The sequence below is a fragment of the Citricoccus sp. NPDC079358 genome (genome assembly GCF_040702545.1).
Taxonomy (GTDB): Bacteria; Actinomycetota; Actinomycetes; order Actinomycetales; family Micrococcaceae; genus Citricoccus.
This window is the reverse complement of the sequence record NZ_JBFBLI010000001.1, coordinates 80731-103195: the sequence shown is the minus strand read 5'-3', so window position 1 is coordinate 103195 and position 22465 is coordinate 80731. Positions and strand designations below refer to the sequence as shown.

Below are 22465 nucleotides of genomic sequence, written 5' to 3'. Positions count from 1 at the left end.
TACCGTGTCCGCCCCCACTCGTAGAGTAGTACACATGTTCGAATCGGCGAAGCGCGCACCCATCCCAGGAGACACCTCCGGGCGCGCCGATGCCCTCCGGTCAGCCGGGATGCCGGCGGTTCCCACCCTGGAGGACGCCCGGGCACTGATCACCCTTCGAGCATCCCTCGCGGACATGATTCCGGCCGCGACGATATCCACCAGCCCCAACATCGCCAACCCTGCGGTCGGCAGTCGTGACGTCGGCAGTCCTGGCTCCTTCGCGCACGGATCCAACGCCACCATTCCCGCCGCCCCTGCGCCCCGGAATGCAGCACGGACTCTCGTCCCTCGCTTCGGCCCGAGCGAGGAGGACCTGGCTGCCGTGGCACGCGAGGCCGAGGCCATCACCCGGATCCGCGCGTTGGAGGACCTCAAGGCCGCCTGCGCTGCGGCCCAAGCCCGCGAGACGGCGGCCCTCCACCAGCACCGGCACCGTGATGAAGCGGCTCGCGGTATCCCGGCGTCCCAGCGCGGACGGGGACTGGGTTCTGAGATTGCGCTGGCCCGCCGCGTGAGTCAACAGCGCGGCAGTGTCCAGCTGCGACAGGCCCTCCACCTCACCAACGACCTGCCGAACACCCTCTCCGCTCTCCAACGCGGCCAGATCAGCGAGGAACATGCCGCTACGGTGGAACGGCACACCCATTGGCTCCCCGAACAGGCCCGCCGGAGCGTCGATTCCACGCTGGCGGGCCGACTCCCCGAGCTGGGGATCCGCGACCTCCTTCTGGAGACCCAGGCCGTGGCCCATCGCGCGGATCCCGAGGCGGCAGCGGAGCAGTACGACCAGGCCGTAGCTACCCGGCATGTGAACCTCAAGCCCGCTGAGAACGGCATGGCGTACTTGACGGCCTTGCTGCCCGCTCTGGAAGCTGCTGCCTGCTACCAGGCCCTGACCGACGAGGCGGGGACGGCGGTGGCCTTTGGCGAAGCCCAGGGGCGCAGTCCGCAACAGGTCCTCACCGACGTCATGGTCGAACGGCTCACCGGCCGCAGCAGGCACGAGCCCTCCCCGGTGGAAGTCCAGCTCATCATGACGGACGCCGCGCTGTTCGCCGGTGACAACGAACCCGCCTGGATCCCCGGCCACGGTCCTCTCCCGGCCGCCGTCGCCCGGAAGCTCCTCGCCGGCACTGCCGCTTCTAGCGGGTCTCAGGTCGGTTCTTCAGACATACCTTCACCCGGGGCTACAGGCGGGGCTACAGACAGCGCCACAGACAGGGCTTCAGACCGGGCTTCAGTCGAGACGGCGACCGAGGGCTCGCCTGAGGTCGGTCAAGCCGCCCCGTCATCCGGATATCCCGAGGTCGCTGAGACCGCTGAGATCCACGAGACCGCTGAGACCGCTGAGGCCGCTGAGGCCCGGGTGTTCCTGCGCCGGCTCTACACGTCTCCCGAGACCGGACAACTCGTGGCCATGGACTCGCAGCGCCGTGAGTTCTCCGGACAACTACGTCGCATGATTGTTCTGCGGGACAATATCTGCCGCACCCCGTACTGCGGGGCGCCCATCCGCCATATCGACCACGCGACACCTCATCGCCAGGGCGGTCCCACCAGCTTCAGCAACGGTTCTGGCCTCTGTGCCCGCTGCAATTACACCAAGGAACACCCCGGCTGGTCTCATCGGGCTACACCGGACGAACTGGAGGTCACGACCCCGACGGGACACCGCTATTCCAGTCGGTCCCGGCCGCTCTCCGCACCGTCCCATGCCGCCGAACGTGATTCGCCCGCACTGCCCCCTGCGTCGGCATGCGATTCGCCCGCACCACTCGACGCATCCGCATCTGCCTCCACCGCGGTCCCCATCCCAGAACCCATCCCAAAACCCAACCCAGCCCCCAACCCGGCGCCCAGCCCCGTCCTTGACATTGGCGCGAGCACTGGCGCCGGCATGGCTGAACGTCCGCGGCGCTCCAGGGATCCGGCTTGCGCCACAGATTCCCCCGTGACGGTGAGATTGACGGCATTCAGGCCGCTCCTCGCAGGGGGCCGACACAGCGATCTCGAGGGCTTCAGAACCCGTGCCTTCGTCAGAACCCGTGCCTTCGTCAGAACCGGTGACGGCCTCAGAACCCATGAGCAAACCAGAACCGTTGACCACATGAGGCCGCGGATCCGGACCGGAACACGGGTGGAGTATGCCAGGCCTGCCTAAGTGGACATGCCGGGGCTGGACCGGCTCAGCGGGCACCCTTGCGGATGAACCCGGACTGCCGCCCGACGACCTGGCCGGCCTGCGGGGAGACCACGGTCTCCTGGGTCGCCGCGGTGAAGGACCATCCGTCCTCGGCATTACCGTCGCGGAGCAGCAGCTCGGCGGCGGGGTCGGTGTTGCGCTTGAGGATGGCCAAAGCGATAGGGCCCATCTCATGGTGCTGGGCCACCGAGGTGACGGTGCCGACCGAGCGGGCGGTGGCCGCCTCCGCCTCGGACTCGGGACGCACGATGACGTCGGCCCCGGGGACGGGCAGCGTATGACCGGACCCATCGAGTTGCAGGAAGGTCAGCCGACGGGGAGGGCGCCCCAGGTTGTGGACGCGGGCAATGGTCTCCTGACCCTTGTAGCACCCCTTCTCCAGGTGCACGGCGGTACGGACCAGGTCGATCTCATGGGGAATCGTGCGTTCATCGGTGTCCATGCCGTGACGCGGCCGCAGAGCGGCGATGCGCAACGCCTCGGAGGCCATCGTCCCGGCGAGAGTCCAGCCCTCGGGCAGGGCAGTATCCTCGGGCAGTGCACTGTCCTCGCTCGGCGTTGCACGACTCGATGGATCAGCCAGGTGCTCCAGCACCGCGATCGGCATCAGGTACTCGTTCCAGGACCAGTCCGCGGCGGGATGCTGGGCAGGGTCCGGGTCATCGGTATAGGGGAAGCCGCCCTCGCCGATCTGCGGCCACGGATCCTCCCAGCGGGCGATGTCCTCGCGCTCGTCCCACCCGGGGACCGCGGCCGTGGACCCCACCACGGCGATCTCGCCGGTGCGGTCCGCGATCTCCACGCGGGAGGCGAACTTCATCTTCTGCAGCCAGTCGGCCAGACCGGCATTCTCCTCGGGCTCGACGGTGAGCCAGGTGGTCGCGCCGTCATCCACCAGGTGGCAGTCGAACTCGATGCGGCCCTGGACGTCCAGGAAGAGGGTCTCGGTGGAGACGCCGGGCGCCAGCCGGTCGAGCTTCTGGCTGGTCAGCACGTGCAACCAGGTCAGACGGTCCGGCCCGGAGACGGTCACGACGCCACGGTGGGAGAGATCGACGACGGCGGTGCCGGCCTCCAGGGCCCGCTGCTCAGCGGTGGGCTGGCCGTAGTGGGCGGCCACGGGGGCGTCAGGGCCGTTGCCGGCCACTGCTCCAGGAACAGACAACATGCGGTGCCTCAATCTCAGTTCGAGGTGCGGGGCGCACCGGGGGCCAGGCGCCCCTGGGTGGGATCGGGCATCCGGTCCAGGATGGCCGAGGCGTGCGGCTCTTCACCGGCACCAGCGTGATGGGTGGCGTCCCAGCGCCAGAACATCTGGCCGTTGACCAGGCCCATGATCCGGGAGCCACCTTCGTAGGGACCGGCCGCCGAACCACGCAACACGGAGTCGGTCTTCAACTGCAGTTGCGGCCCCTTGATGACGCCGTAGTACAGCTCAGTCAGGGAACCCGGATGGGAGATCTGCGCGGTGATCGGGTAGGACCCGTCCTCACGGCGGAAGGTCTCCACGTCCTCTGCGGACCGGAGGACCGGAACCACGTCCCCGGGGCTCATTCCGGGCCCGACGTCACCGTCGCGGCGGTCTCGGTCCAGGGACCAGAAGCCGTTCTCCACGGTCAGCGGGCGGATCAGGGTGCCGTCCGCCTCGCTCAGCCAGGACTCGGCACGGTATTCGATGAACGGCAGGCGGTGGTCGGTGAAATCGACCCGCTGGTAGAAGATCTCGGTCCCGTCCTCGCCGGAACCGAGACGGCCCTGCCCCTCCCACGCGCCGATGAGCCAGGACAGCGGAGCGAGCTCCGGGGTCAGGTCAAAAGGCAGTTCAGTGGGCACGAAGGCTCAGCGCTGGCCCTTGTACAGGCCGGAGACCACGAGCACGGCAAACGCGGCCATGGCCAGACCGGCGATGACGAGAAGAACGGTGAAGAAGACCTCGAGTGCAAGAAGGGACATGCCCTGATCCTACTCCAGACCGCAGGTCCCCCGTGCGGGATTACTCGAGCCGCGTGCCGTCCGCGTCCCGGCCTGCCACATGGCGTCCGTGCTGGACCTGCTCGAGCCAGAAGGTGACGAACTCGTCCGAGGGATAGGTGTCCAGGTCCCGCTGGATCGCCTGCAGAATCTGATCCCCGTCCTGCTGGTCCACGGCGTCGATCCGCAGGACCTCCTCCTCGTCGCTGCGCCGGCGCACCACCACGGAGACTCCGACGACGTCGGCCCCGGAGCCTCCCAGGACCTGGGTCAGCACGCCGCCGACGAAGCGGAAGACCCGTTCGAAGGCGTCGTCACCGCCCTCTTCCAGAGCCACCGTGTAGTTTGCGGCTGCCATTTCCTCAGACATGATTTCTCCTCCCGCCGGTCAGACCGGCATGATCCTGAACACAAAATAAGTCAGCAGTCCCACGACCGCCACGGGCGCCACCCCCAGGGCCACCGCGGCACGGCGCCCCAGCGGCCGGCCGAGCCCGCGGTCCGGGGCGGTACGTCCGGTCAGGACGAGCACCAGCCCGCCCAACAGCCCGGCCACCACGGCAGTGGGCAGGGGCAGCGCACCCCAGGGTGCCGGCCACAGCGGCTCCAACACCACGGGGACGACGCCGGCCAGCACCAGGGAGAGCCCAGCGGCCAGGCCGCGGCCGCTACGGCCGGGGAACGGGACCAGTCCGGCGAGGGCCGCGAGCGCCAGCGAGAGACCGACGGAGACGGCGAGCGGGCCGGCGTCGTACCGGGCGAGGGCGACCCACCCGGCGCCGGCACAGACCACGGCCACACCGGTGATGGTGCCGGCCGTGGACTCCAGCCGTTGGGGGCTGCCGGAGCCGCGGAAGAGCTGGACCATGAAGGCCGCCACCACGCCCAGCGCCACACAGACGGCGATGGGTTCGATCAACGACGCGCCGAAGGCGGTGGGGCCCTCCCCGGAGCTCTGGCCGGGCCACAGCGACACGGCCCCGACGGCTGCCAACCCGGACACGCCGAGGACGGCCGTGAGGGATTTCCGGGCCGGCGCCCCGAGCAGTTGGGGCCAGCCCAGGGCGGCCGCGATGACCAGAACCGCGGCGATCGCGACCGAGAACCACGGGCCGCCGAGGCAGGCTGCTCCCACGAGCACGGCGGTGATCGCGGCCGCGGCGGCCAACAGTGGATGCTTCACGCGTCCATCCTGCCATTGTCCAGGTCCGTATAATCGTCCTGACCCGGAGAGGAGTCCACCTTGGCCCTGTTGCTGTTGCTCTCCGGAGCGTCCGCCGAACCCGAATCGATTCTCGAGGCTCTCGCCTTCCTGGACCACCGCACCGTGGCTGGCCCACCGCGGGCCGAGGTGTTGCTCCGCCACCCCGAAGCCGACGTCGTCCTGGTCGACGCCCGCCGCGACCTGACCGGTGCCCGCAACCTATGCCGGGCGCTCTCGACCGCCTCCCCCGGGCTGCCGCTGCTCCCGGTGCTGACCGAGGGCGGCCTGGCCGGTTTCTCCCCCGCGTGGGGCGCCCGTGATTTCCTGTTGGACACGGCGGGACCGGCCGAGGTGACGGCCCGGCTGCGGTTGGCCACGCTCCCCGCGCCCGGGGAGGGCCCGGGTTCCGACCAGCCGATCCGCGCCTCCGGGATCTTCGTGGATGCCACCACGTACACGGCCCAGGTCAACGGCGTGCCGATGAACCTCACCTTCAAGGAGTTCGAGCTGCTCAAGCACCTCGTGCAGCACCCGGGCCGAGTCTTCACGCGCGAGCAGCTGCTCCACGAGGTCTGGGGCTACGACTACTTCGGCGGCACGCGCACGGTGGACGTCCACGTGCGCCGACTGCGCGCCAAGCTGGGCCCGGACCAGGAGCAGCTGATCGGCACCGTGCGGAACGTCGGGTACCGCTTTGTCCCGCGCGACGCCCCGGGAGAATAACCCGCGCAACGACTAGGGTTGCCTCATGGACCACCCGCACGAATCCCCGTCCTTGTCCACCAGTGCCGGCCGCCTGGATTCCGGGCTGCTGCGCGACCTGACGGCCCTGGCCGAGGCGGCCGAGTCCGCCGACGGCAACCCCCCGTTCTCCGACCAGACCTGGGTCGAGCTGCGCACCACGGACGACCCGGACCGGGTCCGGACCGTCACGGCGTGGCTGGACCACCAGGACGGCCGTGACGGCGAGCTGGCGGGCGCCGCCGTCGCCGTCTCCGCGGGCCCGGGCGCCGGGCCCGGCACCCTCGAACTGGTGGTGCACCCCAGCTGCCGCTCCCAGGGTGTGGCAACCGCCCTGGCCCGGGAGCTGGATGCCGGCCTGACCGAGAAGTACAACGCGTGGGCGCACGGCAACCATGCCGCGGCGGCCCGGCTGGCCGAGCAGTTCGGCTACACGCCGGTCCGCGAGCTGCTGCGGTTGCGCCTGACCCACCAGGTCGCCCAGGACGACGCGGAGAACGGATCCCACCGCACCAGCGTGTGGGACGGCACGGCGCCCGAGGGCATCACCCTGCGCTCCTACGTTCCCGGCGCGGACGACGCCGCGTTCCTGGAGACGAACGCCGCGGCCTTCGCCGACCACCCCGAGCAGGGGTCGCTGGACCAGACCGACCTAGATGCCCGGAAGGCCGAGCCGTGGTTCGATCCGGCCGGGTTCATCCTGGCCGAGGATGCCGATGGAACGCTGCTGGGCTTCCACTGGACGAAGATCCACCCCGGTGCGGACGGGCATCCCCCGCTCGGCGAGGTGTACGTGGTCGGCGTCGGCCCGCAGGCCCAGGGCCGCGGCCTGGGCCGGGTGCTGACGGTGGCGGGCATCCGTTACCTGCAACAGCAGGGCGTGGAGGCGGTGATGCTTTACGTGGATGCGGACAACACCGCGGCCGTGGAGCTCTACCGCAAGCTCGGCTTCGTCCGCTGGGACACCGATGTGATGTACACCCCGCGCGGGTAGTCCACCGCTAGGCCACCGCTAGGCCACCGGCCCTTCAGCGCCCGATACGATGGGGCGTCACGCCCCTTTTTCGGAAAGTGGATCCCGCATGCCCCAGACTGCAGCCCGCTCGACCGCCGGCTTCCACGACGACGCACCCACCGCCCCGGTGCTCGCTGCCGGCGTGGTGCCCTGGCGCGCGTCAGGCCAGGAGCTCGAGGTGCTGGTGATACACCGCCCCCAGTACGACGACTGGTCCTGGCCCAAGGGCAAGCTGGACGACGGCGAGACCCTGCCGGAGTGCGCCGTGCGGGAAGTCCGCGAGGAGATCGGGCTGGTGGTCGACCTGGGGCTGCCGCTGCCGACGACCCGGTACACCATCGGTGCCGCCAAGACCCCCAAGGAGGTCTGGTACTGGGCCGCCGAGGCCTCCCGGACCGCCCCGGTCCCGGACGGCCGGGAGGTGGACCGCACCGAGTGGATGAGTGTCAAGAAGGCCCGCGCCGCCCTGACCAACGCCACCGACCGGGAACCGCTGGAGGCCCTGGTCGCAGCGCACCGCACCAAGACCCTGCGCACCGCCCCGTTCATCATCCTGCGTCATGCGAAGGCGAAGCCGCGCTCCTCCTGGTCCCGCGCGGAGGACCAGCGGCCGCTCGCGGCCACGGGACAGCGGCAGGCGATGTCCGTGCGTCGCCTGTTAGGGGCCTGGAACCCGGACAAGGTCATCACGTCCCCGTACCTGCGCTGCGTGGAGACCGTGACGCCCTACGTGAAGGACACCAAGCGCGGGTTCAAGGAGGTCGGGGCCTTCACCGAGAAGACGGCGAAGAACAAGCCCAAGAAGTCGCGCAAGGAGATGGCAGCCCGCTTGGGCAAGCAGCGCTCGACCCTGCTGTGCACCCATCGACCGGTGTTGCCGGAGATCCTTGAGGTGCTCAAGGACGAGGTGCTGGCGGACGGGACACCGGAAACCCGGGACGCCGTCCTGGCCGCCCTGCCACGCAAGGATCCCTACCTCAAGCCCGGTGCGGTCATCGTGGCGCACCAGGCCCTGGACGCCGGTGGGAAGATCGTGTCGATCGAGGTCTACGACGTCTGGGACGACTGAAGTAGCCTCATCGCATGAGCACCCAGGGCAGCAACACCGAGACCCCCAAGATCGTCCATGACGACCTGCATGTGGAGCGCGACCCGGACCGCGGCCGGATCGAACTGTGGCAGAAGAAGCAGTTCATCGGCTTCCTCGGCTACACGGAGCGGACCGTGGGCGAGGAGACCGTGGTAGTCCTCCAGCACACCATCATCGATGAGGCCTTCGGACGCCGCGGCTACGCCCGGGCGCTGGTGACGATCGTGCTCGAGCGGCTGAAGGCCGAGGGGTTCCTGATCGTCCCGGAGTGCTCCTACGTCCAGGACTACCTGCGGCGTTACCCCGAGTACGAGCCGTTGGTGTTCGAGGGCGAGCTGCCGGAGTAGCAACCTCTCCCAGCGCCACCTCTGGTCAATGTGTCAATGACTTGATACATTGACACAAAGACCGGGGGGCACATGGGATACACGAGCGACGACGGCCAGTGGGTCAGCCTGGCCGGATGGGCCGGTTCCGCCGCGCTCGGACTGGCGCTCGGGCTGGGACTGTTGTACCTCGTTCTGCGCGGCACCGCCTGGAGTCCCCGCCGCGGCGATCCCGTGCGGGCCGTGCGCACCCACGCGATGATCGCGGCATTGATCGCCCTCTTCGCCTCCGGCACCTCCGGGTTGGCTGCCCTGGCCACTCCGGAACAGGCCGATGTCTTCAGCACCGGCTTCAGCACCGGCTTCTTCCCGGTCACCACCGAGACCGATGGGGACCTTGTCCGGAGCATCAGCAGCGCACCGATCCCGCCCCTGCCGTGGTACGAGGCGGTCGGGATCGCCCTGGGCCCCGTCATGGCCTTCGTCCTGGTGTACGCCGTGGCACAGTACACGTGGCCCCGGCAGACCGGAGCCGTGCGCATGGCCCGCCTGAGCGATCGCCGCGCCACCGGACTCCTCCCCCGCTACCTGACCGGCGCCACCGGCGCCATCATGCTGGCCGCCGCTGGGCTGGTCGTGCTGGCCTGGCAGACCCCGGCGATTCAGGCGCGTGAGATCACGGAGTCGTGGAGTGATGAGAACGGCGGCTCGGAGAGCAGTTGGTTCGAGCCGGGATCCCGCGGCGGTGAGGACATCGCGCCCTGGCTGCTGCTGGCACTGGTCCTGGCCGCCGTCGGCTTCGTGATCGTGCTGCGGATCATCGCCCGGCGCCCCACGCTGACCGGCCTGCACCCCCGGGATGATGACCTCGTGCGGCGCATCGCCGTCAACCGCGCCCTGCGCACGGTGGCGGTCATGATGCTGGGCATCGGCGCCGCGGGGTTCAATGCCTGGGCGAATGCCGATGCAGCGCTGGCCCTCCGTTCTGCGGATCCCTACTCGACCCCCCTCATGCCCTGGCTCGGCATCACCGGGATTCTCGTGTGGCTGGTCCTGCTCTTCTGGCGGTCCCCGCACCTCGCCGAGCTCGGCTCCCACACGGTGCAGCATCCGGAGGCGTACGACGCCGGCCCGGCGCCTCGGTCCGCTCGCGCACCGTCCCCTCCGGGTACCGCCCGCGCCGTGCTGCGCCTGCGCCTGGATGGGGCGACCCTGGCGTGGATGGTCGCGGTGCCGATCGGAGTACTGGTCGCGTTCTTCCAATGGACACTTCCCACCACGAATGCCATGGGCGAAGGCGGCCCGGTCTTCTCTCCATGGATTGCACTGCTGTGGTCGGCGCTGCCCTGCGCCGCGGCCCTGGTCATCCTGGGCTTCACCGAGTTCGGCGTCCGCCGGGGGCACAGCCCGGCCGGGGAGCCGAACACCGCCGGCCGGCCGTCCCGCTGGCCGGTCTACGCCCTCAGTGTGTCCGTACTGCTGGCCGCGGTGTGGTGCGTGCTCTGCCTGACCACCACGTGGCAGCAGACCGAACTGGCCATCGCCCTGGCCATGACGACCGCCGTTTTCACGCTGGCCGCCCTCGCCCTCGCCCGCCTGGCCCTGCACCGCCCGCCCCTCGGCCACGCCACCGCCGAGCAGGATGCCGCGATCCGTGCCGGTGGGGCCAACCGCCTCCTGGCTGTCGGCGCCGCGGGCGTCCTGTCCGTCACCGGCGCCGCCCTTCTCGCCGGCGTTCAGGTCTGGCACGGCTTCATCAGCACCAGCATCGTCAACCTCGCCATCCATGACCTGCCGGACGGCCTGCTCCTGATCCGAACCCTGACGGTCTTCGCCGTGTTCGGCCTCATCGTGGTCTGCGTGATCGCCCCGGCCCCCGGCGTGCCCGGGGTCCGGCTCCGTCCCCGCCAGGCAGAACGGGACGCCGAACGTCAACGGGAGACGTCCGTCTCATGAGCGCCGAGATCGTTCTCGATCTGTCCTCGCCGGTGCCGCCGTTCGAGCAGCTGCGGGCGCGCATCACCACCCTGGTCGACGACGGCTCCCGGACACCCGGCTCCCGACTTCCCTCCGTCCGGGCACTGGCCGCGGACCTGGGGATCGCCGTCGGAACGGTGGCCCGGGCCTACCGGGAGCTGGAGGCGGCCGGGTACGTGGTGTCCCGGCGCCGGCACGGCACGACCGTGGCGGCATCACCCCCGGGGCCGACGCCGCGAAGGGACGTCAGGGAGGCAGGACCCGCGCGGGACTGGCCGGCCGGCGTCGTGCAGGCCGCCGAGGACCTCGCGCGCCGGTCGGAGGCGGCGGGTTTCAGCCCTGAGGAGACCGTGGAACTGCTGACGGCAGTCGCCCGTAGAATGCACGGGTGAGCATTTCCACCCCGTATGAGGACCTGCTGGCCGAAGTCATGGCCACCGGCACCGCCAAGTCAGACCGCACCGGCACGGGGACGCGCAGCGTGTTCGGCCGGCAGCTGCGGTACGACCTCGGCGCATCGTTCCCGCTGATCACCACCAAGCGCGTGCACTTCAAGTCCGTGGCGCTGGAGCTGCTGTGGTTCCTCCGCGGCGACTCCAACGTCCGCTGGCTGCAGGAGCGCGGAGTCCGCATCTGGGACGAGTGGGCGGACGAGGACGGCGAGCTCGGCCCGGTCTACGGCGTCCAGTGGCGCTCCTGGCCCACCCCGGACGGCGGGCAGATCGACCAGATCGCGAAGGTCGTGGACTCCCTCAAGACCACCCCGGACTCGCGCCGCCACCTGGTCACCGCGTGGAATCCGGCCGAGGTGGACCAGATGGCCCTGCCCCCCTGCCACGCGATGTTCCAGTTCTACGTGGCCCCGCAGGACAACGGCCCGGGCAAGCTCTCCTGCCAGCTGTACCAGCGCTCGGCGGACCTGTTCCTCGGCGTGCCGTTCAACATCGCCTCCTACGCCCTGCTCACCGTCATGATGGCGCAGCAGACCGGGCTGGAACCGGGCGAGTTCGTCTGGACCGGCGGCGACTGCCACATCTATGACAACCACGTGGACCAGGTCACCGAGCAGCTCGCCCGGGAGCCGTTCCCCTACCCGCAGCTGAGGCTCCGCCGGACCCCGGAGGACATCTTCAGCTACGCCCTCGAGGACTTCGAGCTGGTCGACTACCAGCACCACCCGACGATCAAGGCCCCCATTGCCGTCTGACAGTACCCCCACCCGCATCGGCATGATCTGGGCCCAGACCCCGGATCGCGTCATCGGCGCCGACGGCTCCATGCCGTGGCACCTGCCCGAGGACCTCGCCCACTTCAAGGACCTCACCCACGGCCACCCGGTCATCATGGGCCGGCGCACCTGGGACTCGTTCCCCGAGAAATTCCGGCCCCTGCCGGGACGGACGAACATCGTCGTCTCCCGGCGCCAGCAGTCGGCGGACGCCATGCGGGCCGCGGGCGCCGTCGTCGTCCCCGGGTTCCAGGAGGCCCTCGAGGCCGCGAGCGAGGCGGACGGACTGGACCTGATCTGGGTGATCGGCGGGGCCACGCTGTACGAGCAGGCGCTCGATGTGGCGACCCTGGCCGAGATCACCGTGATCGAGAGCGACGCAGCCGGTGACACGCACGCCCCCGCCCTGGACGGTCAATGGACGCGGACCTCTCTCGAGGCGCACCGTTCCGGCTCTGGCACCGGGTATCGCTTCGAACGCTGGGAACGCGCCCACGACGACCATGAGGACCACGCATGAGCGAGCTGCTGAACAAGACCACCCTGACGTTCATCGCCTTCGTGGCGTGCCCGATCCTCGGCCTGGTGACCGCCGTGATGGGCCTGGTCATGATCTTCACGGACAACGTGGTGGCCGGCGTCGTCTTCCTCGTGGTGCTCACCCAGGTGTTCATCTTCGGCGGGCTGTGGGCCACCCTGAAACGCAAGTCACTGACCGAGGACAGCTCCGGCCAGTAGACTGGGGGGCATGCTTTCCCCAGATTCAGCACTCCAGACCGCTTCCGACCCCGCCGCCCACCCCACGGTCGGCCTCATCGGCTGGCGCGGCATGGTTGGTTCCGTGCTCCTGCAGCGGATGGCCGAGGAGGGGGACTTCGACCGCCTGAACCCGGTGTTCTTCTCCACCTCCGCTGCGGGCCAGCCGGCGCCTGCCATCGAAGGGCTGACGGGAGACGCGGGCACCCTGCAGGACGCCTATGACATCGAGACGCTGGCCAAGCTACCCGTCATCCTCACCACCCAGGGCGGTGGCTACACCTCGGAGGTCTACCCGAAGCTGCGTGCCGCCGGCTGGAACGGGATCTGGATCGACGCCGCCTCCACCCTGCGCATGGACGACTCCTCCATCATCGTGCTCGACCCGGTGAACCGGAACGTCATCGACGCCGGCCTGGCCGCGGGCGTCAAGGACTTCGTGGGCGGCAACTGCACCGTCTCCTGCATGCTCATGGGCCTGGGCGGGCTGTTCAAGGCGGGGCTTGTGGAGTGGGGCACCGCCATGACCTACCAGGCGGCCTCCGGCGGCGGCGCCCGCCATATGCGCGAGCTGCTCACCCAGTTCGGCGACCTCCACGGCGTGGTGGCGAACGAGCTGGCCGACCCCGCCTCCGCCATCCTCGAGATCGACCGCCGGGTCACCGCCGCCCAGCGCGATGGCTCCCTGGACGCCTCCCAGTTCGGCATGCCGCTGGCCGGATCGCTCATCCCCTGGATCGACGCGGACCTCGGCAACGGCATGTCCAAGGAGGAGAAGAAGGCCGGGGACGAGACGAACAAGATCCTCGGTCACTCGGCAGCCCAGCGGGTGCCGTTCGACTCCCTGTGCGTGCGGATCGGGACCTTGCGCTCACACTCCCAGGCGCTGACCCTGAAACTGACGCGGGACGTGCCGCTGGACGAGATCGAGCAGATCATCGCCGCGGACAACGAGTGGGTCTCCCTGGTGCCGAACACCAAGGAGGCCTCGATGGCGGGTTTGACCCCGATCGCCGCCTCCGGCGCCATGACCATCCCGGTGGGCCGTTTGCGCAAGATGGAGATGGGCCCCGAGTACCTCTCCGCCTTCACCGTGGGCGACCAGCTGCTCTGGGGCGCCGCCGAGCCGGTGCGCCGCATGCTGGCCATCGCCACCGGCAACCTCTAAGGGCTCACCGACCGCCCGCCTATCACACAGACCCCTCACAGGGCCCGGTTCCGTCATCTGCGACGGGGCCGGGCCCTGTCGCCCGTCCTACCCGGAGACTGTTGCGCCGGATGTCGATCAGTGGTCGGCGGATGACGCCCGATGGCCGGCGACGGTAGCCGCGCTGCTTCACTGGCCGCCATGACCTCACCGACGAAGCCACTGCTATTCAACGCCGCCCCGATGTTCACGGCCTCCCACGCCCACCACGGGCAGTGGCGCCGACCGGACGCCATCGACTCGGAGTTCAACGACGTGCGGCTCTGGATCGAGCTGGCGCAGAAGCTGGAGGAGGCCACCTTCGACGGGATCTTCTTCCCGGACGTCTCCGGTCACCACGGCCCCGTGGACGTCCCCTTCGACACGATCGTGGAGGAAGGCCTCCAACTGCCCTCCAACGATCCGCTGCTGCTGTTGGCGGCCCTGGCCACCCACACCGAGCACATCGGCCTGGCCTTCACCTCGAACATCCTGCAGTCCCACCCGTTCACCTTCGCGCGCCAAGTCTCCACGCTCGACCACCTCTCCGGCGGCCGGGCCTCCTGGAACATCGTCACCGGCTGGCAGAATAACGGTGCCCGCAACTTCGGGCTGAGATCCCTGCCCGAGCATGACAGCCGCTACCAGTGGGCCGAGGAGTATGTGGAGGTCGCCTACAAGCTGTGGGAGGGTTCCTGGGACGAGGGGGCACTGCTCAAGGACAAGGCGAACAGCCGGTTCTCGGACCCGGCAAAGGTCCACAAGATCTTCCACGAGGGGCCGCGCTACCGGGTCGAGGGCCCGCACCTGCCCTCCCCCAGCCCCCAGCGCACGCCCCTGCTCTACCAGGCCGGATCCTCGGCGGCCGGGCGGGCCTTCGCGGCCCGACATGCCGAGGGGGTCTTCCTGCTGGCTGACTCCCCGGCCAGCGCCGCGGAGCAGATCTCCCAGACCCGGGCCCTGGCCGTCGAGGCCGGCCGCCGTCCCGAGGACCTGAAGTTCTTCCCCGGCCTGTCCTTCATCGTCGGGGACACCGAGGAGGAGGCGCAGGACAAGGCCGAGCTCGTGCACTCCTATGTCAGCGTGGCCGGCCTGCTGGCCCACATGGCCGTGGTCGACGACGACGGCCAGGCCTACCCCCTGGACACCCCGCTGTCCCAGGTACGGACCCAGGCCATGCAGGGCGCCGTGGAAGGCGCCCGATCACGGATCACCGATCGCGAGCCCATCGTCGAGGACCTGGCCCACGAATTGCGCAGCAATCCGCTGGTCGGCACGCCGGAGCAGATCGCCGACGCCCTCGAGGAATGGCACGACGCCGGCGTCGACGGGATCAATGTCATGAGCTACGTGCTAGGCGACTACGCTGAGTTCGCCGACAAGGTCATCCCCGTGCTCCGCGAGCGCGGCCTGGCCAAGACCGCGTACGGGGAGGGGACCTACCGCAGGAAACTGTTCGGCGAGGACCGCCTCAACGATCGGCACCCGGCCGCGGCGTACCGCGGGGCCTTCAGCAACGGACCACGCACCTGGGAAGAGGCCACCGCATGAGCACCACCATCCTGTCCACCCTGGGCCACACCGACCCCCCGACCGCCGAACTCCGCAGCCACTTCGCACGGGTGTTCGACCGCATCTCCGAGGGGGTGCTGGCGCGTGAGGAGCAGCGAGTGCTGCCGTACGAGCAGGTCGGCTGGCTGAAGGAGGCCGGCTTCGGCCGAGTGCGGATTCCCCGCGAACACGGCGGCTTCGGTGCCTCCCTGGAGCAGTTGGCCGTGCTGCTGATCGACCTGGGCGCCGCGGACTCCAACCTCGTGCAGGCCTGGCGCGGCCACATCGGCTTCGTGGAGTTCGTGCTGAGCCACGCCAACGAGGACTACCGGACGTTCTGGCTCGCCGAGCTGGCCACCGGAGTCATGGTCGGCAATGCCGAGAGTGAGCGAACCGGCCATTTCGCGACGCCGGCCACCCATATCCACGATGCCCAGGAGGTTCCGGACGGGGCGGAGCTCACCGGCACCAAGTACTATTCCACCGGGTCCATCTACGCGGACTGGATCTTCGTCAGCGCCGCCGACCGGCGGGGCTGCGGTTCCGGAACCGGCCCGGGAACCGACGCCGCGCAGCCGCCGCTGGTCTCCGCCCAGGTCCGCCGCGACCACCCGGCGTGGACATCCAGGACGACTGGGACGGCTTCGGCCAGCGCCTGACCGGTTCGGGGACGGCCACGTTCACCGCCGTGCCGGCCGACCCACAGCTGATCAACCCGCGAGTGGACGAATCCGCAGGGCCTTCCGTCCAGCACGCCGTCTACCAGCTCACCCACCTGTCTGCGCTGGCCGGCATCGTCCAGGCCGCGCACCGGGACATCACGGCCTTCATCACCTCGCGGACCCGCAACCTGTTCAACCCCACGGTCGTCCTCACCGAGGACACCATGGTGCAGCAGGTCGTCGGGGAGACCTACGGCGCGGCGAAGACCATCGAGGCCTCCGTACTCGCTGCGGCCGCCTCCCTGGACCGCGCCCTGGCCTCCGGTGAGCAGGCCGACCATGCCGCGGGTGACGCCCACCTGTTCGCCGTGCAGGGTACCGTCATCGAGCTGGCCCTGCACACCGTGAGCCGCGTCTTCGAGGTCGGCGGAGCCTCGGCCACCTCCACCTCGCGAGCCCTGGACCGCCATTGGCGCAATGCCCGCACCATCAGCTCCCACAATCCGGCGATCCTCCGGCAGCGTGTGGTCGGCGACTACCTGCTCAACGGCACGTCACCGTCGGAGTCGACGGCCCGGACCCTGACGGGACATGCGGGTCAAGCGGGTCAAGCGGGTCAAGCGGGACACTAGAGCCGTTCCATCACCAGTTCCGCGTTGAGCCGGGCGGCGGCCATGGTCCCGGCGGCCGCCGCGGCGCCGACCTGGGCCGAGAGGTCCGCGACGTTGCCGGCGGCCCAGACGCCGGGAACACCCGTCCCGCCAGCGGCGTCCACCGCGATGAAGCGGCCCATCGGGTTCTCCTCCATCTGAAGCCCCAGGTCCTCGAAGACCTCGGCCCGGGCCAGCATCCGCGGTGCCACCACGATCACCTCGGCCGGGACCACAGTGCCATCCGTCAGCCGGATCCCGGCCACCCGTCCCTCCTGGGCTTCGACGTCGGCACCGGACCCGGCCTCGACTCCGGCGGCCTGTCCCTCCACGACCTCGATGCCCAGGGTCTGCAGCGTCCGAGCGCCCTCCGCGTCCACGGGGCCGGAGTGGGCCAGGAACGTCACGTCGTCACTGAGCTGGCTGAACAGCATGGCCTGGTGCACGGAGTTCGGGGAGGTCCCCAGCACCAGAATCGAACGGTCCCGGACCTCCCAGCCGTGGCAGTAGGGGCAGTGGATCACGTCCCGGCCCCAGTGCTCGGCCAGGCCGGGGATCTCCGGCAGCTCGTCCGTCAGGCCCGTGGCGATGAGCAGGTTCTTGGCCGTGAGGACCGCCCCCGCTGAACCCGCCAGCGTCGCCTCGAAACGTCCGTCCTCCAGGCGGCGGACCGCCGTGATCTCGCCGTCCAGGATCTCTCCCCCGTAGCCGGCGACCTCGCGGCGGCCGGCGGCGAGCAGTTCGGCGGGGCTGATGCCCTCGCGGCCCAACAGGGCGTGGACGCCCTCGGCCGTGGCGTTGCGGGGACTGCCGGAATCCACCACGGTGACGGTGCGCCGCGACCGCGCGAGGGTCACCGCCGCGGCGAGTCCGGCGGCGCCACCGCCGGCCACGAGGACGTCGAGTTCAGGGGCTGCTGAGGTGTCGTGTGTTGAGATCATGCCACTCATCGTGCAGGCAAGACCTTCAATTGGCAAACCTTCTTGCCGAACAGCAAAATTGTCCTCGGGACGCCGGTCAGTCGGCGCCGAGCAGCCGGCGCCGCTTACGGTACATCTTCTTCATGCCGTCGGCGGGCAGGATGGGCTCGGGCCATTTGGGCTGCAGCTCATCGCCCAGCGTGATCCCCCGGAACCGGCGGCCGAACATGGGCAGCACCCACTGGCGCAGCCATTCCACGTCCCGGCTGACGGATTGGACTGGTCCGACCCGCTCGGTGGGCCCGAAAGGCTCGAACTCCAGCTGGTGCCGGACCCCCAGGATGTTGAGGATCTGGATGGCCATGTAGCGGTGTCCGGCGCGGTTCATGTGGAGCTTGTCGATGTCCCACATGCGGCGGTCGCGGTAGGCGTCCCACGTCCAGTAATCCACCAGGGTCACGGTGTCCGGGTGCCGTCGGGCGAGGGTGCGCACGTGGTCGTTGAACGCCCAGTTCCGGCGCTTGAACGGTTCCAGCACGGGGTGCAGCGGGATGTCGAACCCCGTGAAGAGGAGCACGCGCGCCCCGGAGGACACGAGGCGTTCCACAGCCTGGGTGTACGTCTGAAGGACGGGACCCAGGTCCTTGCGCAGCTCGAGCAGGTCGTTGCCGCCCGCATAGAAGCTGATGAGGTCCGGCTTCAGGTCCAGGGCTGGCTCGATCTGCTCCGCCACGACCCCCGCGAGGCGCCGGCTGCGGATCGCCAGATTGGCGTAGCGGCTGTCCGGGTCCGCCTTGGAGAGCTGTTTGGCCACCCGGTCCGCCCAGCCGCGTACCCCGTTGGGGTGCCGGGTGTCCCAGTCCCCCACCCCCTCGGTGAAGGAGTCTCCGATGGCCACAAACAATCCGCCCATGGGGGACGACGCTAGAGGAGCCACCGTTCAGGACGGTGTCCGGCCGGTGACGGCCACGCAAAGCCTGGCCTAATGGAATCCGTCAGAGCAAGCACCCCACGAGCACCGGCTCGGGGTGCAGGCGCACACCCCATTGAGCCTCGACGCCGTCCCGCACCGTGCGGGCGATCGCCAGCAGGTCCGCCGTGCTCGCATTGCCCCGGTTGGTCACGGCGAGCGTGTGCTTCGTGGACAACGACGCGCGGGCGCCGGCGATGGCCTGCTCGTCCGGTCCCAGCCCGAAGCCCTTGCCGAAGCCGGCGCGGTCGATGAGCCACGCGGCGGAGAGCTTGACCAGCTTCTCGCCGTCCTCGTCCTGTCCGGCGCCATAAGCCGGGGTATCCGCGGGCAGGTGCGCCCGGACGGACGCGGGGAGGATGGGATTGGTGAAGAAGGAGCCCGTGGACCAGGTGTCCTGGTCCTGGGCGTCCAGGACCATGCCCTTTGCCGCGCGCAGGTGCAGCACGTGGTGGCGGACCGTCTCCAAAGGGGCCCACTCCCCCTCCTCCACGCCCAGGGCGCGGGCCAGCTGGGCGAAGCGCACGGGCGCGGTCCGGCCGGTGTGGTGCAGGCGGAAGTCCACGGACAACACCACCCAGCGCGGGGTGGTGTCATCGGAGGCCAGCAGGCTGCGCTTGATCACGGAGTCGCGGTAGCCGAACCGCAGGTCCTCGTTCGTCAGGGTCACAAGCTCTCCCGCCACCCGATCCCAGGCCTGCACGGAGACCAGCGACTGGGAGACGTCCGCCCCGTAGGCGCCGACGTTCTGCACCGGGGTCGCCCCCGCGGAGCCCGGGATGCCGGAGAGCGCCTCGAGGCCGGTCAGGCCCTGCTGCACCGTCCAGGCCACGGCCTCGTCCCAGTCCTGCCCGGCGGCCAGGCGCACCAGCGTGGTCCCGCCGGCCTCCTCCTGGACCACCTGCGCCCCGGAGAAGGCGAGCCGGACCACGGTGCCGGGGAAGCCGACGTCGGCCATCAGGGTGTTCGACCCGCCGCCGAGGACCAGCAGGGGGGTCCCGGAGGAGTCCAGCGCCCGGATGGCCTCGACGGCCTCGGTGGCCGAGGTGGCCTCGATCCAGTCGGCGGCCGGCCCGCCGACGCGGCTGGTGGTGTACTCCGCCAGCCTCACGGGTTCACTCACGGACAGTCCTCCTGGGTGGTCGCGGATGGGCTCGTCCAGCTTACCGGCGCAGATCGGCCAGACGCCGGTTCACCGATGCCTGGTCGAAGGTCTGCCCGTCGAGGACCTCCCCCGGTTCCAGAGCCAGCCACTCCCGCATCTGTTCGTAGTCCTCGTCCGCGGGGTCTGCGACGGTCTGGAGGAGCTGCGCCCATCCCCACACCCCGCCGGAGTCCTCCACGGGGGCGGCACGCCGGCCGCCGGTGCAGACCGGCAGGTTCCGGCCGTCGTCGTCCAGGATCTTCTCCAGTTCGATCCGGTGTTCCCAGGAATCGCCGAAGTCATAGGTGTAGTTCAGCTTCGTCCCGGACCCCCTCAGAACCTCTCCAAGCACCGCACCGGCCTCGTCCGGCCCCTCTGGATCCTCCCCGAAGCCCTCCACCGGACCGAACGGGCCGGCCGGCTCATAGAACATGGAGTTTCGGCCGCGCACGACCTCGAAGGCGTGAAGGTGCGCATCCCGCCAGTCGAAACACTGTTGGATCACCTGGTGGAGCTCGTCCAGACGGAGGGTCGACGGCACCAGGACACGGCGCCAGATGGGCGGCTGGGCACCCTGCAGACCGATCTTCAGCTGGTAGATGCGCCGGTCCGTGGTGCCCTCCGGCGCCCTCGTCGGCACAGCCGCACCCCGTGGGGCGATCTCCAGCAGTCCGCCCTCCCCGTCCTGTCCCTCGTCGTCGTCGGCGGCGCCCAAGATCTCCTCCGCCAAAGCGGCGACGCACTGGACGGCGACCGGCGCCACCACATAGTCCGGACCCGGCACCAGCAGCCCGAGCCCGACAAGGCGGTCCAGGGTAGTCTGCACGGACTGGCCGATCGCGGCCCGGTAGAGATCCGGATAGTGGTCACCGAATAGCTCACCGGCCGGCGGGGCGGTGGCCACCTCGGCCAGTTGTGCCTTCTGAACGGCCTGTTGCGTGGTCCCGGCCACCAGGACGGTCAGCACCACGGTGGCGATCTCCTCCTCGAAGCCCATGAACGTGGGCTCCAGCTGCATCTGCGCGCGCAGGAAGTCCAGAACGAGGTCCCTGGAGACGCCGACCTGTTCGGCGGTGACGCCCTGGATCAGCAACTCGGCGCGCTCTGTCCTGCGCACGGAGCCCGCCATCACGGAGATCAACTCCGCATCCTCGAGCACCCTCCACAGGGGGCTGAGCAGCGGGACATCGTGCATCGACCTGACGAGCGGGGCCTGCGCATCGGCGGTGTCCGGTTCCGCGAGCCCTGGGAGTGCCTCGGAGGCGCGTTTCCGCGACGCCGGTACACGGACCGTCACGCCCACCACCGCGGCCGCGGCCGGCACGTCCTTCAGGCGCAGGGCACCTGTCCCGGTCGCCTGTCTCCCGTCACCGATCCATTCCAGCAGGCTCCTCGCGTGCCGGACCAGAACGATGTCAGCGAAACCGCGGGCCTGTTCCGCCACACTGAGTCCGGGGACCTCGATCTCCGGCAGGACCGCCTCATCGAGACCATCGAGGCTGGAGAGGATCTCGTGGCATTCGGCGAAGGCCGCCTCCGTGCCCGTCCAGCGGCCCCGTTCGCCGAGGTAGTGCAGGTACTCGTGCCAGGCCTCGATGACGGACGTCGGGTCCCCACCCTCCTGTGCGGCGGCGATCTCGAGGATCTGGAGCGTGTCCTCGACTGCCCACGGTGGGAAACTCGTAGCGGTCGTCTCGGGATCCACGTCAGCACAGGCGATCAGCTGGCTACGGACCAGGTTGAGGCAGGCCAGGGCTTCCGTGGGATCGCCCTCCGGTTCCCCGAACCACTCCACGAAGTCCGGGGTCAGGGAATCGAGCATCTTCCCGTTCCGGAGCGCCGCCAAGGACGGCCGGGGTGGTGAGTCCACGGCGTGCAGGTGACGCTTCGTGGACTTTCTCTTCTTCTTCGGCATGGGACCTCCTCGAACGTGGCGTGTCAGCGGATGTCAGGGGCTCAGCCGTCAGTGGCCCAGGCGCACGACCGCCTGCGCCTTGGTCAGGATCTTCGCGTCCCCGTGCCCCGGGTCGGTGACGGTCAGGTCGATCCGGACCGTGCCGGCGTCGTCATCAATTTTCGCGACCTTGCCGGACACCTCGAGGGTGGCGCCCGCCACCTCGTCCACGGGGACCGTGGCGGAGAAGCGGGTCTGGTAGTCCAGGACGGCCCCGGGGTCCCCGCACCAGTCGGTGACGAGCTGGACGGCGGCGCCCATGGTCAGCATGCCGTGGGCGATCACCCCGGGCAGCTGCACGGAGCGGGCCGTGGACTCGGACCAGTGGATCGGGTTGAAGTCGCCCGAGGCGCCCGCGTAGCGCACGAGGTCGGCACGGGTGAGGGTGACGGTGGTGGAGCCGATCGAGTCGCCCTTCTGCATCATGCTTCCTCTCCGCGGACCAGCAGGGTGGACCGCACGGTGGAGACGGCCTCGCCGCCGGTGGTGGTGATCTCGGTGGCGGTGGTGACCATGGTGTGGCCGCCGAGCGTCTTGACGGATTCGACCGTGGTGGCCCCGATGAGCTCGTCGCCGGCCACGGCCGGGCGCCGGTGGGTGAAGCGCTCGTCCGCGTGGACCACCCGCGAGAAGTCGATGCCGGCGTCCGGATCGGCGACGACGGCGGCCTCGGCCCGCTGCGCGAGGGTCACCAGGAAGGTGGGCGGGGCCACCAGGTCGGCGTAGCCGAGACCCCGGGCGGCGGCGAGGTCCGTGTGCGCGGGGTGCGTGGCCTGCACGGCCGCGGCGAACTCGCGGATCTTCTCCCGCCCGACGACGTAGGGCTCGGTGGGCGGATAGGTTCGCCCCTGCAGGTCCGGGTTCACGCCCACTGC

At 69.9% G+C, this 22465-nt stretch carries 24 protein-coding genes; 14 read left to right on the top strand and 10 right to left on the bottom strand.

Going from position 1 to position 22465, the window contains the following annotated elements:
* The first annotated feature begins 34 nt into the window (after window positions 1–34).
* Window positions 35–2203 (top strand): DUF222 domain-containing protein, encoded by a 2169-nt coding sequence (locus AB0333_RS00460; RefSeq protein WP_366216821.1) that lies wholly within the window; start codon window positions 35–37, stop codon window positions 2201–2203.
* 25 nt (window positions 2204–2228) lie between these two features.
* On the opposite strand, the gene AB0333_RS00455 is transcribed toward AB0333_RS00460, so the two are convergent.
* The 4 genes from AB0333_RS00455 to AB0333_RS00440 all read right to left on the bottom strand — a co-directional run bounded on the left by AB0333_RS00455 (window position 2229) and on the right by AB0333_RS00440 (window position 5399).
* Window positions 2229–3413 (bottom strand): folate-binding protein, encoded by a 1185-nt coding sequence (locus AB0333_RS00455; protein WP_366216820.1) that lies wholly within the window; start codon window positions 3411–3413, stop codon window positions 2229–2231.
* A 14-nt stretch (window positions 3414–3427) separates the two neighbouring features.
* Window positions 3428–4078, bottom strand: coding sequence for an FABP family protein (locus tag AB0333_RS00450; RefSeq protein ID WP_366216818.1), 651 nt, complete (start codon window positions 4076–4078; stop codon window positions 3428–3430).
* A 160-nt stretch (window positions 4079–4238) separates the two neighbouring features.
* Complete coding sequence (locus AB0333_RS00445; RefSeq protein WP_366216816.1) at window positions 4239–4586, bottom strand: hypothetical protein; 348 nt, start codon at window positions 4584–4586, stop codon at window positions 4239–4241.
* Window positions 4587–4604: 18 nt separating this feature from the next.
* A complete protein-coding gene (locus AB0333_RS00440; RefSeq protein ID WP_366216815.1) occupies window positions 4605–5399 on the bottom strand; it encodes a hypothetical protein in 795 nt (264 codons plus the stop codon).
* 60 nt (window positions 5400–5459) lie between these two features.
* Between AB0333_RS00440 and AB0333_RS00435 the strand changes: the two genes are divergently transcribed.
* From AB0333_RS00435 to AB0333_RS00375, 13 genes are all read left to right on the top strand, one after another.
* Window positions 5460–6143: a response regulator transcription factor gene (locus AB0333_RS00435; protein ID WP_366216814.1), complete on the top strand. Its 684-nt coding sequence runs from the start codon at window positions 5460–5462 to the stop codon at window positions 6141–6143.
* A 25-nt stretch (window positions 6144–6168) separates the two neighbouring features.
* Window positions 6169–7155, top strand: coding sequence for a mycothiol synthase (gene mshD / locus AB0333_RS00430; protein WP_366216813.1), 987 nt, complete (start codon window positions 6169–6171; stop codon window positions 7153–7155).
* Window positions 7156–7243: 88 nt separating this feature from the next.
* Window positions 7244–8245 carry an NUDIX hydrolase gene (locus tag AB0333_RS00425; protein ID WP_366216812.1) on the top strand — a complete coding sequence of 334 codons (1002 nt, stop codon included), beginning with the start codon at window positions 7244–7246 and terminating at the stop codon, window positions 8243–8245.
* A 14-nt stretch (window positions 8246–8259) separates the two neighbouring features.
* Complete coding sequence (locus AB0333_RS00420; RefSeq protein WP_366216811.1) at window positions 8260–8613, top strand: GNAT family N-acetyltransferase; 354 nt, start codon at window positions 8260–8262, stop codon at window positions 8611–8613.
* 72 nt (window positions 8614–8685) lie between these two features.
* Entirely contained in the window at window positions 8686–10548 is a 1863-nt protein-coding gene (locus AB0333_RS00415; protein WP_366216810.1) for a hypothetical protein, read from the top strand.
* Window positions 10545–10961 carry a GntR family transcriptional regulator gene (locus tag AB0333_RS00410; RefSeq protein ID WP_366216809.1) on the top strand — a complete coding sequence of 139 codons (417 nt, stop codon included), beginning with the start codon at window positions 10545–10547 and terminating at the stop codon, window positions 10959–10961. Before AB0333_RS00415 ends, AB0333_RS00410 begins: the two co-directional genes overlap by 4 nt.
* 38 nt (window positions 10962–10999) lie before the next feature.
* Window positions 11000–11776: a thymidylate synthase gene (locus AB0333_RS00405; protein WP_366217180.1), complete on the top strand. Its 777-nt coding sequence runs from the start codon at window positions 11000–11002 to the stop codon at window positions 11774–11776.
* Between the two features lie 22 nt (window positions 11777–11798).
* On the top strand, window positions 11799–12317 hold the full coding sequence (locus AB0333_RS00400) for a dihydrofolate reductase (protein WP_366217179.1): 519 nt from the start codon (window positions 11799–11801) through the stop codon (window positions 12315–12317).
* Complete coding sequence (locus AB0333_RS00395) at window positions 12314–12535, top strand: NF038396 family protein (protein ID WP_366216807.1); 222 nt, start codon at window positions 12314–12316, stop codon at window positions 12533–12535. Before AB0333_RS00400 ends, AB0333_RS00395 begins: the two co-directional genes overlap by 4 nt.
* A 10-nt stretch (window positions 12536–12545) precedes the next feature.
* The gene (asd, locus tag AB0333_RS00390) at window positions 12546–13721 is read left to right on the top strand and encodes an aspartate-semialdehyde dehydrogenase (RefSeq protein ID WP_366216806.1); all 1176 of its coding nucleotides are present in this window, start codon (window positions 12546–12548) and stop codon (window positions 13719–13721) included.
* 180 nt (window positions 13722–13901) lie between these two features.
* Window positions 13902–15290 carry an NtaA/DmoA family FMN-dependent monooxygenase gene (locus tag AB0333_RS00385; RefSeq protein ID WP_366216805.1) on the top strand — a complete coding sequence of 463 codons (1389 nt, stop codon included), beginning with the start codon at window positions 13902–13904 and terminating at the stop codon, window positions 15288–15290.
* Window positions 15287–15949, top strand: coding sequence for an acyl-CoA dehydrogenase family protein (locus tag AB0333_RS00380; protein ID WP_366216804.1), 663 nt, complete (start codon window positions 15287–15289; stop codon window positions 15947–15949). Before AB0333_RS00385 ends, AB0333_RS00380 begins: the two co-directional genes overlap by 4 nt.
* Window positions 15907–16584 (top strand): hypothetical protein, encoded by a 678-nt coding sequence (locus AB0333_RS00375; RefSeq protein ID WP_366216803.1) that lies wholly within the window; start codon window positions 15907–15909, stop codon window positions 16582–16584. Before AB0333_RS00380 ends, AB0333_RS00375 begins: the two co-directional genes overlap by 43 nt.
* On the opposite strand, the gene AB0333_RS00370 is transcribed toward AB0333_RS00375, so the two are convergent.
* From AB0333_RS00370 to AB0333_RS00345, 6 genes are all read right to left on the bottom strand, one after another.
* Window positions 16581–17543 carry an NAD(P)/FAD-dependent oxidoreductase gene (locus tag AB0333_RS00370; RefSeq protein ID WP_366216802.1) on the bottom strand — a complete coding sequence of 321 codons (963 nt, stop codon included), beginning with the start codon at window positions 17541–17543 and terminating at the stop codon, window positions 16581–16583. The two genes, AB0333_RS00375 and AB0333_RS00370, sit on opposite strands and share 4 nt — an antisense overlap.
* Window positions 17544–17619: 76 nt before the next feature.
* Complete coding sequence (locus AB0333_RS00365) at window positions 17620–18435, bottom strand: SGNH/GDSL hydrolase family protein (RefSeq protein ID WP_366216801.1); 816 nt, start codon at window positions 18433–18435, stop codon at window positions 17620–17622.
* A gap of 82 nt (window positions 18436–18517) precedes the next feature.
* Window positions 18518–19615, bottom strand: a complete 1098-nt coding sequence (locus tag AB0333_RS00360) for a UDP-N-acetylmuramate dehydrogenase (RefSeq protein ID WP_366216800.1) — start codon at window positions 19613–19615, stop codon at window positions 18518–18520.
* A gap of 40 nt (window positions 19616–19655) precedes the next feature.
* On the bottom strand, window positions 19656–21551 hold the full coding sequence (locus AB0333_RS00355) for a plasmid pRiA4b ORF-3 family protein (RefSeq protein ID WP_366216799.1): 1896 nt from the start codon (window positions 21549–21551) through the stop codon (window positions 19656–19658).
* Window positions 21552–21599: 48 nt separating this feature from the next.
* Window positions 21600–22013: a MaoC family dehydratase gene (locus tag AB0333_RS00350; protein ID WP_366217178.1), complete on the bottom strand. Its 414-nt coding sequence runs from the start codon at window positions 22011–22013 to the stop codon at window positions 21600–21602.
* A complete protein-coding gene (locus AB0333_RS00345) occupies window positions 22013–22462 on the bottom strand; it encodes a MaoC family dehydratase N-terminal domain-containing protein (RefSeq protein ID WP_366217177.1) in 450 nt (149 codons plus the stop codon). Before AB0333_RS00345 ends, AB0333_RS00350 begins: the two co-directional genes overlap by 1 nt.
* Window positions 22463–22465: the final 3 nt, after the last annotated feature.

Coding starts and splice junctions, on each gene's coding strand:
- AB0333_RS00365 (WP_366216801.1), bottom strand. CDS start 18,435: ATGGGCGGATTGTTTGTGGCCATCGGAGACTCCTTCACCGAGGGGGTG.
- AB0333_RS00395 (WP_366216807.1), top strand. CDS start 12,314: ATGAGCGAGCTGCTGAACAAGACCACCCTGACGTTCATCGCCTTCGTG.
- AB0333_RS00410 (WP_366216809.1), top strand. CDS start 10,545: ATGAGCGCCGAGATCGTTCTCGATCTGTCCTCGCCGGTGCCGCCGTTC.
- AB0333_RS00355 (WP_366216799.1), bottom strand. CDS start 21,551: ATGCCGAAGAAGAAGAGAAAGTCCACGAAGCGTCACCTGCACGCCGTG.
- AB0333_RS00400 (WP_366217179.1), top strand. CDS start 11,799: ATGATCTGGGCCCAGACCCCGGATCGCGTCATCGGCGCCGACGGCTCC.
- AB0333_RS00425 (WP_366216812.1), top strand. CDS start 7,244: ATGCCCCAGACTGCAGCCCGCTCGACCGCCGGCTTCCACGACGACGCA.
- mshD (WP_366216813.1), top strand. CDS start 6,169: ATGGACCACCCGCACGAATCCCCGTCCTTGTCCACCAGTGCCGGCCGC.
- AB0333_RS00415 (WP_366216810.1), top strand. CDS start 8,686: ATGGGATACACGAGCGACGACGGCCAGTGGGTCAGCCTGGCCGGATGG.
- AB0333_RS00350 (WP_366217178.1), bottom strand. CDS start 22,013: ATGCAGAAGGGCGACTCGATCGGCTCCACCACCGTCACCCTCACCCGT.
- AB0333_RS00380 (WP_366216804.1), top strand. CDS start 15,287: ATGAGCACCACCATCCTGTCCACCCTGGGCCACACCGACCCCCCGACC.
- AB0333_RS00385 (WP_366216805.1), top strand. CDS start 13,902: ATGACCTCACCGACGAAGCCACTGCTATTCAACGCCGCCCCGATGTTC.
- AB0333_RS00370 (WP_366216802.1), bottom strand. CDS start 17,543: ATGATCTCAACACACGACACCTCAGCAGCCCCTGAACTCGACGTCCTC.
- AB0333_RS00405 (WP_366217180.1), top strand. CDS start 11,000: ATGGCCACCGGCACCGCCAAGTCAGACCGCACCGGCACGGGGACGCGC.
- asd (WP_366216806.1), top strand. CDS start 12,546: ATGCTTTCCCCAGATTCAGCACTCCAGACCGCTTCCGACCCCGCCGCC.
- AB0333_RS00445 (WP_366216816.1), bottom strand. CDS start 4,586: ATGTCTGAGGAAATGGCAGCCGCAAACTACACGGTGGCTCTGGAAGAG.
- AB0333_RS00460 (WP_366216821.1), top strand. CDS start 35: ATGTTCGAATCGGCGAAGCGCGCACCCATCCCAGGAGACACCTCCGGG.
- AB0333_RS00420 (WP_366216811.1), top strand. CDS start 8,260: ATGAGCACCCAGGGCAGCAACACCGAGACCCCCAAGATCGTCCATGAC.
- AB0333_RS00455 (WP_366216820.1), bottom strand. CDS start 3,413: ATGTTGTCTGTTCCTGGAGCAGTGGCCGGCAACGGCCCTGACGCCCCC.